The sequence below is a fragment of the Isoptericola sp. NPDC056573 genome (assembly GCF_042793335.1).
Taxonomy (GTDB): Bacteria; Actinomycetota; Actinomycetes; order Actinomycetales; family Cellulomonadaceae; genus Isoptericola.
In genome coordinates, this window is record NZ_JBHTUY010000009.1 from 42,558 (window position 1) to 55,640 (window position 13,083).

Annotated in this window: 13 protein-coding genes; 9 read left to right on the top strand and 4 right to left on the bottom strand. The window is 75.8% G+C overall.

Annotated elements, in window-relative coordinates:
• The first annotated feature begins 79 nt into the window (after positions 1-79).
• The 3 genes from ACFQ8E_RS15935 to ACFQ8E_RS15945 all read left to right on the top strand — a co-directional run bounded on the left by ACFQ8E_RS15935 (position 80) and on the right by ACFQ8E_RS15945 (position 2,525).
• Positions 80-949 carry a helix-turn-helix transcriptional regulator gene (locus ACFQ8E_RS15935; RefSeq protein WP_430551546.1) on the top strand — a complete coding sequence of 290 codons (870 nt, stop codon included), beginning with the start codon at positions 80-82 and terminating at the stop codon, positions 947-949.
• Positions 950-1,071: 122 nt separating this feature from the next.
• The gene (locus ACFQ8E_RS15940; protein WP_430551547.1) at positions 1,072-1,458 is read left to right on the top strand and encodes a PadR family transcriptional regulator; all 387 of its coding nucleotides are present in this window, start codon (positions 1,072-1,074) and stop codon (positions 1,456-1,458) included.
• On the top strand, positions 1,455-2,525 hold the full coding sequence (locus ACFQ8E_RS15945; protein ID WP_430551548.1) for a hypothetical protein: 1,071 nt from the start codon (positions 1,455-1,457) through the stop codon (positions 2,523-2,525). The genes ACFQ8E_RS15940 and ACFQ8E_RS15945 overlap by 4 nt, the downstream gene beginning before the upstream one ends.
• 37 nt (positions 2,526-2,562) lie before the next feature.
• Here the strand turns inward: ACFQ8E_RS15945 and ACFQ8E_RS15950 are convergent, their stop codons facing one another.
• The 3 genes from ACFQ8E_RS15950 to ACFQ8E_RS15960 form a co-directional block, all read right to left on the bottom strand.
• Complete coding sequence (locus ACFQ8E_RS15950) at positions 2,563-3,915, bottom strand: glycoside hydrolase family 6 protein (RefSeq protein WP_430551549.1); 1,353 nt, start codon at positions 3,913-3,915, stop codon at positions 2,563-2,565.
• Positions 3,916-4,016: 101 nt separating this feature from the next.
• On the bottom strand, positions 4,017-5,510 hold the full coding sequence (gene purB / locus ACFQ8E_RS15955; RefSeq protein WP_430551550.1) for an adenylosuccinate lyase: 1,494 nt from the start codon (positions 5,508-5,510) through the stop codon (positions 4,017-4,019).
• Between the two features lie 95 nt (positions 5,511-5,605).
• Complete coding sequence (locus tag ACFQ8E_RS15960; RefSeq protein WP_430551551.1) at positions 5,606-6,970, bottom strand: FAD-binding oxidoreductase; 1,365 nt, start codon at positions 6,968-6,970, stop codon at positions 5,606-5,608.
• A gap of 105 nt (positions 6,971-7,075) precedes the next feature.
• On the opposite strand from ACFQ8E_RS15960, the gene ACFQ8E_RS15965 reads away from it, so the two are divergent.
• From ACFQ8E_RS15965 to ACFQ8E_RS15975, 3 genes are all read left to right on the top strand, one after another.
• Positions 7,076-8,005: a sigma-70 family RNA polymerase sigma factor gene (locus ACFQ8E_RS15965; protein ID WP_430551552.1), complete on the top strand. Its 930-nt coding sequence runs from the start codon at positions 7,076-7,078 to the stop codon at positions 8,003-8,005.
• A 175-nt stretch (positions 8,006-8,180) separates the two neighbouring features.
• Positions 8,181-8,420, top strand: a complete 240-nt coding sequence (locus ACFQ8E_RS15970) for a hypothetical protein (RefSeq protein ID WP_430551553.1) — start codon at positions 8,181-8,183, stop codon at positions 8,418-8,420.
• A complete protein-coding gene (locus ACFQ8E_RS15975) occupies positions 8,417-10,147 on the top strand; it encodes a hypothetical protein (protein WP_430551554.1) in 1,731 nt (576 codons plus the stop codon). The genes ACFQ8E_RS15970 and ACFQ8E_RS15975 overlap by 4 nt, the downstream gene beginning before the upstream one ends.
• Positions 10,148-10,173: 26 nt before the next feature.
• Here the strand turns inward: ACFQ8E_RS15975 and ACFQ8E_RS15980 are convergent, their stop codons facing one another.
• Positions 10,174-10,572 carry a phage holin family protein gene (locus ACFQ8E_RS15980; RefSeq protein WP_429765549.1) on the bottom strand — a complete coding sequence of 133 codons (399 nt, stop codon included), beginning with the start codon at positions 10,570-10,572 and terminating at the stop codon, positions 10,174-10,176.
• Positions 10,573-10,679: 107 nt separating this feature from the next.
• On the opposite strand from ACFQ8E_RS15980, the gene ACFQ8E_RS15985 reads away from it, so the two are divergent.
• The 3 genes from ACFQ8E_RS15985 to ACFQ8E_RS15995 all read left to right on the top strand — a co-directional run bounded on the left by ACFQ8E_RS15985 (position 10,680) and on the right by ACFQ8E_RS15995 (position 13,080).
• A complete protein-coding gene (locus ACFQ8E_RS15985) occupies positions 10,680-11,636 on the top strand; it encodes a RimK family alpha-L-glutamate ligase (RefSeq protein ID WP_430551555.1) in 957 nt (318 codons plus the stop codon).
• A gap of 21 nt (positions 11,637-11,657) precedes the next feature.
• The gene (gene hisC, locus ACFQ8E_RS15990) at positions 11,658-12,743 is read left to right on the top strand and encodes a histidinol-phosphate transaminase (RefSeq protein ID WP_430551556.1); all 1,086 of its coding nucleotides are present in this window, start codon (positions 11,658-11,660) and stop codon (positions 12,741-12,743) included.
• An 85-nt stretch (positions 12,744-12,828) separates the two neighbouring features.
• Positions 12,829-13,080, top strand: a complete 252-nt coding sequence (locus ACFQ8E_RS15995) for a hypothetical protein (protein ID WP_430551557.1) — start codon at positions 12,829-12,831, stop codon at positions 13,078-13,080.
• The last annotated feature ends 3 nt before the right edge of the window (positions 13,081-13,083 follow it).

A 13,083-nucleotide genomic window follows, 5' to 3' on the forward strand; every position in this document is an offset into this window, starting at 1 on the left:
GAGAGGAGCGGTCGTCGGGGGACCGGCGATCCCTGGCTACGGCCTGGCCCGACCGGCGTCGTCGGCGGACGATGGGCGCATGGCTCATGAAGGACGCACCGAGCGTGCCGCCGACCGTCGAGAGCTGGCCGAGTTCCTGCGACGTCGTCGGGAGGCGGTGCAGCCCGCCGACGTCGGCCTGCCCGCCGGGGCGCGACGTCGGACCGCGGGGCTGCGGCGGGAGGAGGTCGCGGCGCTCGCGGCGATGTCCGCCGACTACTACACGCGGCTGGAGCAGCAGCGCGGCCCGCAGCCGAGCGAGCAGATGCTCGCGTCGCTGGCTCGGGCGCTCCGGCTCACCGACGACGAGCGCGACTACCTGTTCCGCGTGGCCGGTCGGGGGACGCCGGACCGGGTGACGATGTCGTCCCACGTGTCGCCCGCGCTGCTGCGCGTGCTCGACCGCCTGTCCGACACGCCCGCCCTCGTGCTGTCCGCGCTCGGCGAGACGCTCGTGGCCAACGACCTCGCCGTCGCGCTGCTGGGCGACCGGTCGGCGCTGACGGGGTGGGCGCGCAGCGACGTCTACCGCTGGTTCACCGACCCCTCCGAGCGGCTGCTGTACCCCGAGGACGACCGCGACCGGCAGGGGCGCTCGCTCGTCTCCACGCTCCGCGTGGCGCACGGGATGCTCGGGCCGCGCTCGCGCGCGGGCGAGCTGGTGCGCGAGCTGCGGGCGCGCAGCGCCGAGTTCGCCGAGCTGTGGGACCGGCACGAGGTGCACCAGCGGTTCGCCGACCACAAGACGCTGGTGCACCCGCAGGTCGGGCCGATCGAGCTGGACTGCCAGGTGCTGTTCACCGAGGACCAGACCCAGGCGCTGCTGGTGCTCACCGCGCCGCCGCGCTCCGAGGCGGAGGAGAAGCTCGCCCTGCTCGCCGTCGTCGGGCAGCAGGCCATGGCGCGCTGACCCCTGCCCGTCGCCGAACAGGCGGTTGCGCACGGAATCGACGGGTATTCGGTGCGACATCGCATGTTCGGCGACCGGCGCGTCGCCGTGCATATCTTTGTGACGAGAGTATGGTCCTCGGCATGGCATCGAAGCCCGCACCCAGACCGCTGCAGGAACCCGCGTTCCTCGTCCTGTCCGCCCTGGCGCAGGGACCGGCCCACGGGTACGGCATCTCCAAGGACGTCGAGGAGAGCTCCGGCGGCCGTGTCACCCTGCGCGCCGGCACCCTCTACGGCGCGATCGACCGGCTCGTCGCCGCCGGGTTGGTCGAGGTGGACCACGAGGAGGTGGTCGACTCCCGGCTGCGGCGCTACTACCGCCTGACCGTCGAGGGCGGCGCCCGGCTCGACGCCGAGGCCCGCCGGTCGGAGGCGCAGGCCCGCCAGGCGCTCGACCGGCTCGCGGCGCGCCGGACGTCGCGACCGGGCCGCGCCGTCGCCGGCGGGCTGGGGGAGGTGCCGGCATGAGCGCCGACCGTCCCGAGAGGGCGGAGGCGACCGCCGTCGTCCCCGCGCTGGTGCGCGACTACCGGCGGCTGCTGCGGCTGTTCCCCTTCGCGTTCCGGCGCGCGCACGGCGCCGAGATGCTCGGGCACCTGCTCGACACCGCCGCGCCCGGGCTGTCGCGCCCCGCGCGCGGGGACGTCGTCGACCTGCTGCGCGCCGCCGCGCGGGAATGGGCGCTCGCGCCCCTGGGGTCGACGGCGCCGGAGCGGCGTGCCGGGACCGGGCTGCTGTGCGTCGCGCTCCCGGCGCTGCTCGCGGTCCCGGCCGTCAGGGCAGGCGGCCACGCGGCCTCGCTGGTCCCCCAGGACGGGGCACCGCCGCGCCTGTCGACCGTGCCCATGGTGGCGGCCTGGGCGATCTGGGCCCTCGGGGTCGTCGCGCTGCTGACGGGTGCGGGCCGGGCAGGCCGGACGCTCGTGGCCGCGGCCGCCGTGGTCGCGGCCCTGACCGTCGGTGCGCTCCTCGCCGTCGGCCAGGCGCACGCGGCGTTCCTGGAGACGGGATGGGCGGTCGGGCTCGCCGCGCATGCCCTGGTGGTCGTCGAGCACGCGCGCTGCCGAGCGTCCGAGCACGACCGTCGGCTCGCCGTGATCACCGCGGCGGGCATGGCGCTCGCCGTGGTGGCCTACGTCCTGGCCACGGTCTCGGACGCGGCGCACCTCGGCCTGCCGTGGTGGTCGTCGGTCGCCTCGACGACGTGGTCGACCGAGGCCCTCGTCGCGCCGCTCATGGTCCTGGGCCTGGCCGCGACGCTCTGGGCGCGGACTCGGCAGGCCGTGCCGCTGATGGCGGGGGTCCTCACCGGGATCGTGCTGGGCAGGTCGCAGTTCTTCTGGTCGGGCTCCGTCGACCCGAGCACCGTGGACCTGGGCAACGTCCTCGGTCTGCTCGCGCTCTCGCTCGGGGCGGCGTGCTCGGCCCGGTGGGTCGTGAACCGGATCGGTGAGCTCGCGGAGGTGCGGGCCCGCCTCCGGCTCGACGCCGAACAGGCGGTCGGTCCCGGAACGGGCGTCGTCGGAGGCCCATAACGGTGTCGACCGCCCGTTCGGCGAGGGGGCGGGGCTGCTACCAGCTCGCGTTGCGGGCGAGCTCCAGGGCGATCTCCTGCCACCACGCGCCGGCGGCGGGGCCGCCGTTGCAGGCGCCGTCGCTCTCGCCGGGCAGCTTGACCCACAGCAGCGCGTCGAGGTGGCTGTCGTCGTCGACGACGGCGGGCCGCTCGCCCAGGGCGCGGCCGCGCGGGTTGCACCACTCGCCGTTCGAGCCGTTGCCGTTGCGCGACGTGTCGACGACGAACGGGACGCCGCCGAGCAGGGCGGACACCTCCTCGCCGTAGGCGCGCGACTCGTCGGTGGTGCGGTAGTTGGACACGTTGAGCGCGAAGCCCGCGACGTGCTCCAGCCCCACCCGCTGCAGCCGCGACGCCGCCTCCGCGGCGGGCAGCCAGGCCGAGTGGCCGACGTCGAGGTACACGCGGGCGCCGGCCTCGTCGAGGATGCGGGCGGCGTCGGCCAGCATCCCGACGCGGTCGCCCTGGCCGTCGCAGTCGCCGAGCTGCGGGAGGGCGTCCGGCTCCAGCACCACCCACGGCTCGCCGACCATCGCGCCCGCGACCTGCTCGACCCAGGCGCGGTACGCGGCCTCGTCCGTGCCGCCGCCGGAGTGCGAGCCGCAGTCGCGGCCCGGGATCGCGTACACCGCCAGCAGCGGCGTCGCGCCCGCCGCGGCGGCCCGGCCCGTGTAGTCGGCCACGCCGGCGCTCGCCTCGGCGGGGTCGGCGTCGGTGACCCAGGACGCCTGCGGCGTGGTGGCGATCTTCTCCAGCAGCGCGCGGTCGGTGCCGGACGACGCCTGCCAGGCGTCCCACGCCTGCGTGCCCTCGTCGACGAAGAACGTCGCGTCGGCGGGCCCGCCGGGCTCGTCGGTGGGCGGATCGGTCGGCTCCGTGGGCGGGTCCGAGGGGTCCGTCGTGGGGACGTCGCCCGTGCAGGCGACGCCGTCGAGGCTGAAGCTCGCCGGCACCTTCGCCGCCCCCGCCGACGTCCCGATCAGCCCGAAGGACGCCGTCGCGCCCGTCGCCAGCGTGCCGTTCCAGCCGGCGTCGGCCACGCGCACCTGCGCGCCGTCCTGCACGAGCCGGCCGTTCCAGACCTGGGAGACGTGGTCGCCGTCGGCCTGCTGCCACGAGACCTCCCACCCCGAGCGGGCGTCGCCCAGGTTGGTCAGCGTGACGTCGGCCTGGAACCCGCCCTGCCACGAGCTCGTGACGGCGTAGTCCACCTCGCAGGCCGTCGTCGCGCCCGCGGCGGACGTGGCGAGGGTGACGGCGCCGGCGGTGAGGCCGGCGCCGCCCGCCAGCACGGCCGCGGTGAGGGCGGCGACCCGGGAGGTCGGTCGAGGGCGTCGTTCGGTGCGCATGCGAGGCTCCGTCGCGTCGTGGGTGCGGACGGGGCCACGCTAGGAGCGCGCCGGCGCGGCCTGGGAGCTCCTAAACGCTTCGGACGGCGCAGGACGCCGCGTCAGGCGAGGTAGTCCTCGACCAGCCGCGCGGCGACGCCGGTGTACGACGCGGGCGTGAGGTCCGCGAGGCGGGCGGCGACGTCGTCGGGCAGGCCGAGGCCCGCGACGAACTCGCGCATCCGGGCGGCGTCGACGCGCTGGCCGCGGGTGAGTTCCTTGAGCCGCTCGTACGGGTTCTCCATGCCCTCGACACCGGCGACGGACGCGGCGCGCATGGCCGACTGGACGGGCTCGCCGAGCACCTCCCAGTTGTGGTCGAGGTCGTCGGCCATGAGCGCGGCGTTGACGTTGAGCGCCTTGAGGCCGCGGCGGACGTTGTCGATCGCGAGCAGCGAGTGGCCGAACGCGGGACCGATGTTGCGCTGCGTGGTGGAGTCGGTGAGGTCGCGCTGCAGGCGGGACGTCACGAGCGTGGCCGACAGGGTGTCGAGCAGCGAGCACGAGATCTCGAGGTTCGCCTCGGCGTTCTCGAACCGGATCGGGTTGACCTTGTGCGGCATCGTCGACGAGCCCGTGGCACCCGCGACCGGGATCTGCGTGAAGAAGCCCAGCGAGATGTACGTCCACACGTCGGTCGCGAGGTTGTGCAGGATGCGGTTGAAGCGGGCGACGTCGGCGTAGACCTCCGCCTGCCAGTCGTGCGACTCGATCTGCGTGGTCAGCGGGTTCCACACCAGGCCCAGGTGCTCGACGAACGCCTTCGAGACCGCGGGCCAGTCGGCGCCGGGGACGGCGACGACGTGCGCGCCGTAGGTGCCGGTCGCGCCGTTGAGCTTGCCCAGGTACTCGGCGCCCTCGACGCGGCGCAGCTGGCGGCGCAGGCGGTGCGCGAGGACGGCGAGCTCCTTGCCCATCGTCGTCGGGGTGGCCGGCTGCCCGTGCGTGCGGCTCAGCATCGGGACCGCGGCGTGCTCGCGCGCCATGTCGGCGAGCTGGTCGGTCAGCGCGGTCGCGGCGGGCAGCCACACGTCGCGCACCCCGCCCTGCACCATGAGCGCGTACGACAGGTTGTTGATGTCCTCGGACGTGCACGCGAAGTGCACCAGCTCGCTCGCGGCCGGGAGGCTGGTCTCGCCGAGGGCCTCGGGCGCGGCGGCGATGCGGCGCTTGATGAAGTACTCGACGGCCTTGACGTCGTGCACGGTCTCGCGCTCGATGGCGGCGAGCTCGGCGATCTCGTCCGCGCCGAACGTGGCGGGGATCCGGCGCAGGTAGGCGATCTCGGCGTCGGTCAGCGTCGGGGCGCCGGGGACGACGGCGCCGGGGGCCGCCGTCGTGCCGTTGCACAGCGTGACCAGCCACTCGACCTCGACGTGGATGCGCGCCCGGTTGAGCGCGGCCTCGCTGAGGTGGTCCACCAGCGGCGCGACGGCGCCGCGGTAGCGGCCGTCGAGCGGCCCGAGGGCGATCGGCGGGGTGACGTCCGCGAGGTTGACGCGGGTCTGGACGTCGGACGGCGAGGTCTGCGGCGCGGGGGAGGTCACGGCCCACATTCTCCCACGGGCCCACCGAGGTGCTGTGAGCACGAAGACGGCCCGGTACGAGTCCGCGAACCGGGCCGTCTTCGTGCTCGCAGCGGTCGGGGTGGTCAGCCGAGGAGCGGGTAGTTCCCGCGGACCGTGCCGAGCGGGTCGCGGGACCGCTTGAGGTCGCGCAGGCGGGCGAGCGCGGCGCCGTCGTACGCGGCCGCCGCGCTCTCGCCCGGGGCGAGGAACGTGGCGGGCTTGCGCATCGTGGCGTTCCCCGCGAGCTCGGCCGGCAGCGCCTCCAGCCGGTGCCCGACGGCGGTCGCCAGGCCGGGCTCGAACGCCAGGCCGAACGCGTACAGCAGGTACGGCTCCGAGATCGCGCCGAGGGCGCCCGCGTCGTCCCCCGGCGTGGCCAGGGCGCCGCCCAGGTGCCGCAGCTGGAGCATGAGCAGCGGCGCGACCGACGTCGTGAACAGGCGCTCCACCGCCTCGTCGTCGATGCCGCGCAGCAGCTCGGCGCGCCCCTTCCCCGCCGCGGGGTCGGTCGGGTCGGCGGCGATGTCGCCGACGTCGGCCAACGCGACCGGGCCGATCGCGGCGTGGACGCCTGGCCCGAGGACGTCGGGGACGGCGGCGAACGGGGCGAGCAGGGTCCGGGCCTCGGCCGCGTCGCCGAGGTGGGCGGCGTGCACGACGACGACGGCCGGGGCGCCGGGCGCCTCCACCCGGGACAGCCAGACGCTGAGCTCGGGCGGTGCGGCGGCCGTGACCTCGCGGAACACCGCGAGCAGCTCGGCGGCGCGCGCGGCCGGCCAGGCGACCTTGCCGCCCGAGAACGCGGGCAGCTCGACCAGGTCGATCTCCATCGCCGTCACGACGGCCAGGTCGCCGCCCCCGCCGCGCAGCGCCCAGAACAGCTCGGGGTCGTCGGCCGCGGTGACGGTGACCTGCTCGCCCGCGGGGGAGACGACGTCGAACGACCGCACGTGGTCGGCCGCCAGGCCGTGGGCGCGGCTGAACCAGCCGAGCCCGCCGCCGAGGGTGTAGCCGACGGCGCCGACGCCCGGCGCGCTGCCGAGCAGGGTGGTGAGGCCGTGCGGCGCGGCGGCGGCCTGCACCGCGCCCCACGACGCCCCCGCGCCGACGCGGGCGGTGCGGCGTGCCGGGTCCACCTCGACGGCGTCGAGCGCCCGGGTGCGCAGCAGGACAGTGCCCGCCACGTCGCCCGACGCGCCGTGCCCCGTGGACTGCGCGGCGACGGTGAGCCCGGCGGCGCGCGCGTGCCGCACGGTGGCGGCGACGTCGTCGGCGTCGGCCGCCTCGACGACGGCCGCGACGGGCTGCCGGACGGCGAGGTTCCAGGGCGTGGCGGCGGCGTCGAAGCCCTCGTCGCCGGGCAGGAGCAGCCGGCCCGCGAGGTCGCTCGCGAGGGCGTGGGAGAAGGTGTCGGTCGAGGCCAGATCGTTCGAGGTCAGGGAGGTCATGCGGGCTCCTGGTCCGTCGGGCCGGTGTCGCACTCTCGTGGTTCGGTGTCACCGGCAGCGTGCGCTGTCACCTCTCTGACACGGCCCGACGAAGGAGTGTGACCGGTGAGCACGGATCAGTTCGCGGCAGGCCAGTTCACGGCGGACCAGTTCACGGCGGACCAGTTCGAGGCGTTCCGGCCGCACCTGCGCTCGGTCGCCTACCGCGTGCTGGGTTCGACGGCGGACGCCGAGGACGCCGTGCAGGACGCCTGGGTGCGCGCGCACGCGGCGGGCAGCGCGGGGGTGGAGAACCTCGGCGGCTGGCTCACCACCATCGTCGGGCGAGTCGCGCTCAACCTGCTGCGCTCGCGGGCCACGCGCCGGGAGACGGCGTGGGACGGATCGGCGGGGGAAGGGCCGGCGTGGGACGGGCGCCTGCCGGACCTGCAGGTGGCGCCGGTCGACGGGCCGGAGGACCCCGAGCGGCGGGCGGTCGAGCAGGACGAGGTCGGCGCCGCGCTGATGGTCGTGCTGGACACGCTGGCGCCGGCCGAGCGCGTCGCGTTCGTGCTGCACGACCAGTTCGCGGTCCCCTTCGAGGAGATCGCGCCGCTCCTGGACCGGTCGCTCCCCGCCACGCGCCAGCTCGCCAGCCGCGCGCGCCGCAAGGTGCGTGACGCGGTACCCGCGCAGGACGACGTCGCGCGTCGGCGGGAGGTCGTCGCCGCCTATCTCGCGGCGTCGCAGACGGGCGACTTCGACCGCCTCGTGGCGCTGCTCGACCCCGAGGTCGTGGTGCGTCTCGACTACGGGCCGGGGGACCTGTCCCGCGTGCTGCGCGGCGCGCGGGCCGTGGCGGAGCAGGCCCGTCTGCACTTCGGCACCGCGCGGTTCTCGCGGCTCGCGCTCGTGGCCGGGTCGCCGGGGCTGGTCACGGTGCTCGACGACGGCACGGTCTACTCGCTGCTCGCGTTCACGGTGCGCGACGGCCGGGTGGTCGGCATCGACATCCTGTCCGACGCCGACCGGCTCGTCGGGGTGCTGCCGTCGTAGCGGACGTCGGCATCGGACGTCGGCATCGGACGTCGGCATCGACCGTCGGCATCGACCGTCGGTTGACGTCGCCGGTACGTGTCGTGCGGTCGGGAGCCTGTCCCCAGGCCGACGTCGTCCACAGGGTCGGGGGCGGCGGGCGGGCGTGGCGAGGGCGCGGCCTAGCGTCGCGGGCATGACCTCACCGGCTCCGCCCTTCTCGTCCCCGGCCCCCGACACGGGTGCCGCGCGTGCCACCGTCCTCGCGGCGCACCGCGACGTCCTCGACGCCACGGCCAGCGCGCGGCGCAGCCTCGCGGTGGCCTGGGAGTCGACGGCGGCGGACCGGTTCCGCGACGACGTCGCCGCCCTGCTCGTCGGCCTCGACGCCGACCTGCGCCTCCTCGAGGAGGCGGCCGAGGTGCTGGCCCGGTGACGACGCGCGGGCTGCCGCCCGAGGAGACCCTGGACGTCTGGGGCGGCCGGGCCGTCTCCCGGGTCGACGCGGAGGCCGTGCACGGCGCTGCCGTGCTGCTCGACGCCGCGGCGGACCGGCTGCTGCAGGCCTCCCACCGGTGCCTCGGCGCCGCCGGGGCCCTGCGGGGCGCGGTGTGGGCCCCCGACCCGTGGTCACGACCGGCCCTGCCGCTGCCCGGCGTCCCGGAGGACGACGCCGCGGCTGCCGCGCGCCGGGAGACGGCGGCGGCCCGGCTGGACGAGGCGGGCGCCCGGCTGCGCGGGCGGGGATCGACGGCGGAGCGGTGCGCCCGCCGGCTTCGCTTCGCGGCCGGCCTGTACCGGGAGGCGGAGAGCCTGGCGCAGCGTGTCACCGGCGGTGCGGTCACGGTGCTGGCGGGTGCGGCGGGGGTCGTGCTCGGGCTCGGGGCGAGGCCGGTGCTCGCCGTCGCGTCCGTGGCGGACGCCCTGGACGGTGCGGCTGCGCGCGACGGCTCCCCGGCTCCGGCCGTGGCCGCGCCGTCGGCGGCCCGCCCCCCCGATCCGCCGACGGCTCCCGTGACGGCGGACGCCGGCGGGCGCCTCTCGGACGTCTGGCGGGCCGTCGCGCCGCTCTCCGACGAGGCGGTCGCGGGGCTCGCGGCGGGGCTGAGCGCCACCCGGCCGCTGACCTGGCAGGACCTGCGGCGGGGGATCGAGGAGGGCCCGGCCGCCGCGCTGGACCCCGTGACGCGCGGCGCGGCCTCGCTGTCCGACGTGGTGGCCGCGCTGCTGCCGGACTCCGTGCCGCAGGTGGTCGCCCTGACCGACACCGACCTCGCCGGCCCGCGGCCCCGGTGGGCCGACCGGCCGGCGGGCTCCGTCGCGGAGGCGCTCGCCCGCACCGCGGACCTCTACCCCCAGGGCAGCGGCATCGTCGACCGGCCCGCGGCCGGTGTCCCCGCCGGGACGCTCGCGGTGGAGGAGGTCGTGCACGGCGACGGCACGACGTCGTGGACCGTGCTCATCCCCGGCACGCAGCGGTTCCTGTCGTCCTCGAACCCGTTCGACGCGGCGACCGACCTGAGCCTCATGGCCCACGAGACGGCGGACGTGTCCGTGGCCGTGGAGCAGGCCCTCGACGCGGCGGGCGCGGCTCCGGACGAGCCTGTCGTGCTGGTGGGGCACAGCCTCGGCGGGATCTCCGCGGCGGCGCTCGCGGCGTCACCGGGGTTCCGCGCGAGGCACCCGGTGGGCGGGGTGGTGACCGCCGGGTCGCCGACGGCGACGTTCGCGATCCCCGGCGGGGTGCCGGCGCTGCACGTGGAGAACGAGGAGAGCCTGGTCGAGAACGTCGACGGCCGGTCCCGCGGGGAGGGGCCGGCCACGGTGGACCGTGTCACGGTGGGGCGCCGGTTGCTGGACTCCGCCGACCCGGTCGACGTCGCGGCGGCCGGGAGCGTCTCCCTCGCGCACGCGATGCCCACGCACCTGCGCACGCTGTCGGCCGCGCAGCGCTCCGGGAACGTGCAGGTGGCGGGGGTGACGGGCCGGCTGGAACGGCTGCTCGACGGCACCCGCTCGCGCACCAGATTCTTCGCGGTGCGCCGGGTGGACCCGGAGCCGCCCCTCGTCCTGGCGCCCGGCCCGGGCCCCGGCCAGGGGACGACCGTGCTCGGGACGACGTCGCCCCCGCCGGGGAACCCGACGGGGGCGATGCTGCACTGAGCGTGCCGTGCTGAGGATGCCTTGCGTCAGCCCTTCTTCGGCGCGAACGCGCCGATGATCGCCTGGAGCACGGCGAGGATGAGGGCGATCCAGACGAACCACCAGAAGCCGCCGCTGACGTCGACGCCCCAGTCGCCGAACCACCCCTGGTCGGTGATCCAGGTGGTGAGCCACAGCACGCCGGCGTTGATGACCAGGTAGAAGAGGCCCAGCGTGAGGATGAGCAGCGGGATCGAGATGATGCTGACGATCGGCTTCACGAAGCTGCTGATGATGGTGAACACCAGTGCCACGCCGAGGACCGCCAGGATGTACTCGAGCACGTTGTCGCCGTCGTACGGGGGCAGGATCTCGAGGTTGGTGAAGATCAGGTCGCTCAGCCACAGCGCCACGGCCGTGACGAGGGTGCGGACGATGAAGTTCATGCCGCCATCGTGGCACGTCATCCCCCGGCGAGGCTGGCGCGACGCTCGGCGGCGCGAGGCTCGGCGTCCGGGTCCCGGCGCGCGGACGACGCGCGTAGGCTCGCCGGGTGAGCGAGTCCTCCGTCCTCGTCCTGCACGACAACCCCGACTGGCTGCCGCCGTTCGAGCGGGCCTTCGACCGCGCGGGAGTGCCGCTGGAACCGGTGCACCTGGGCGCCGTCACCCTGGACCTCGCCGAGGAGCCGCCCCGGGCCGTGCACTGGTCGCGCCTCAGCGCGTCCGCGCACACGCGCGGGGTGCCGCACGCGCCGGAGGCCGCGCAGGCGGTGCTGTCCCGCGCCGAGGCCGCCGGGCGCCGGGTCGTCAACGGCACGCGGGCCGCTGCGCTCGAGGTGAGCAAGGTGCGGCAGTACGCCCTGCTGCGGGCCGCCGGGCTCGACGTGCCGCGCACGACGGCCGTCACGGACCGCGCGGCGCTGCGCGCGGCGGCCGAGCGGTTCGGGGCGCCGTTCATCACCAAGCACAACCGCGGCGGCAAGGGCCTCGGGGTGCAGCGGTTCGACGACGTCGAGACGTTCGCCGCCGCCCTGGACGCGGGCCTCCTCGACGAGCCCGTCGACGGCGTGTGGCTGCTGCAGGAGCTGCTCGTCGCGCCGGAGCCGTTCGTCACGCGGGCGGAGTTCGTCGGCGGCCGGTTCCACTACGCCGTCCGCGTGGACACCTCGACCGGGTTCGAGCTGTGCCCCGCCGAGGCGTGCGCGCTGCCGGGCGCCGACGGCGTCGCCCCGCCGCCGCTCTTCGCCCTGCGGCCCGAGATCACGGCCGAGCATCCGCTCGTCGCGCGGCTCGAGCGGCTGCTCGCCGAGCAGGGGATCGAGATCGCCGGGGTCGAGTTCTTCGAGACGGTCGACGGCCGCACCGTGCCGTACGACATCAACACGAACACCAACTACAGCCCGGACGTGGAGGGGGCCGTCGAGGTGCCGGCCGCGGACGCGATCGCCCGGTTCTTCGCCGGCCTGGTCCGCGAGCCGGTGACGGCGGGTGCGTCGGGCGCGCACTGAGCGGTGGCATCCTTGAACGCTGTGACCACCCCCGCTGACTCGTCGACCGTCCCCCTGCGCGCCGCCGTCGCCGCGCTGCCCGCCTACGTGCCGGGCGCGCGGCCTGCCGAGGGCGCGAAGCTGTGGAAGCTGTCGTCGAACGAGAACCCGTACCCGCCGCTGCCGTCCGTCCTCGAGGCGATCACGCGCGCGGCGGAGGAGACCAACCGCTACCCCGACATGTACGCCACGGAGCTGGTCGAGGCGCTCGCCGCGCACGTCGGCGTCCCGGCCGACCAGGTCGTCGTGGGCAACGGCTCGGTGGCCGTGCTCGGGCACGTGCTCCAGGCCGTCGTCGAGCACGGCGACGAGGTCGTGTTCCCGTGGCGGTCGTTCGAGGCCTACCCGATCGTCGTCGCCGTCGCGGGCGGCGCCGCCGTGACGGTGCCGGTGCGCGCGGACGGCCGCCTCGACCTGCCGGCCATGGCCGCCGCCGTCACGCCTCGCACGCGGGTGGTCATGGTCTGCACGCCGAACAACCCGACCGGGCCGGTGGTGCACGCCGACGAGCTGGAGGAGTTCCTCGCCGCCGTCCCGCGCGACGTGCTGGTGATCGTCGACGAGGCGTACCTGGAGTTCGTGCGCGACCCGCAGGCGCCCGAGGGCGTCGACCTGCTGCGCCGGCACCCGAACGTCGTGCTGCTGCGCACGCTGTCGAAGGCGTACGGGCTGGCGGGCCTGCGCGTCGGGTACGCCGTCGCGGAGCCGCGCCTCGCCGCGGGGATCCGCGCCGTCTCCACGCCGTTCGGCGTCAACCACGTCGCCCAGCGGGCGGCCCTGGCGTCCCTCGAGCCCGTGGCCCAGGACGAGCTGCGCGAGCGGGTGGACGCGCTGGTCGCCGAGCGTGACCGTGTCACCGCCGCCCTGCGCGAGCAGGGCTGGGACCTGCCCGAGACGCACGCCAACTTCGTCTGGTTCCCCCTCGGTGAGGAGACCCTGGCCCGCGCCGCCGAGGCCACCGCCGCCGGCGTCCTCGTGCGCCCGTTCGCCGGCGACGGCCTGCGGGTCAGCATCGGCGAGGTCGAGGCGAACGACGCCTTCCTCGCCGTCGCCGCCACCTGGCGCTGACGGCGGGCACCCCGCGCGCGACCTGCGGTGATGCGCTACCTTCCGGCTGTCCGTGAGGTCACGTCAATCGCAGGAGGACAGTCGAGTGAAGCTTCGTCGCGCCGTCGTGGGGGCCATGGCCACCCTCGGGATCGCCGTCGCCGCCCTGGTGTCGGCCGCCCCCGCCCAGGCCACCACCTGGGGCTGGAGCTGGGACAGCCGCGTCAACTGCTACGCGGGCACGTTCAACAAGATGGTCTCCCTGAACAACCAGGGGTACAAGGTGACGATCCGCGAGTACTGCGGCAAGCACGGGAGCGCCTCGAACCCCTACTGGTACACGATGCTCAGCTACTAGCAG

Coding starts and splice junctions, on each gene's coding strand:
- ACFQ8E_RS15935 (WP_430551546.1), top strand. CDS start 80: ATGGCTCATGAAGGACGCACCGAGCGTGCCGCCGACCGTCGAGAGCTG.
- ACFQ8E_RS15940 (WP_430551547.1), top strand. CDS start 1,072: ATGGCATCGAAGCCCGCACCCAGACCGCTGCAGGAACCCGCGTTCCTC.
- ACFQ8E_RS15945 (WP_430551548.1), top strand. CDS start 1,455: ATGAGCGCCGACCGTCCCGAGAGGGCGGAGGCGACCGCCGTCGTCCCC.
- ACFQ8E_RS15950 (WP_430551549.1), bottom strand. CDS start 3,915: ATGCGCACCGAACGACGCCCTCGACCGACCTCCCGGGTCGCCGCCCTC.
- purB (WP_430551550.1), bottom strand. CDS start 5,510: ATGTGGGCCGTGACCTCCCCCGCGCCGCAGACCTCGCCGTCCGACGTC.
- ACFQ8E_RS15960 (WP_430551551.1), bottom strand. CDS start 6,970: ATGACCTCCCTGACCTCGAACGATCTGGCCTCGACCGACACCTTCTCC.
- ACFQ8E_RS15970 (WP_430551553.1), top strand. CDS start 8,181: ATGACCTCACCGGCTCCGCCCTTCTCGTCCCCGGCCCCCGACACGGGT.
- ACFQ8E_RS15980 (WP_429765549.1), bottom strand. CDS start 10,572: ATGAACTTCATCGTCCGCACCCTCGTCACGGCCGTGGCGCTGTGGCTG.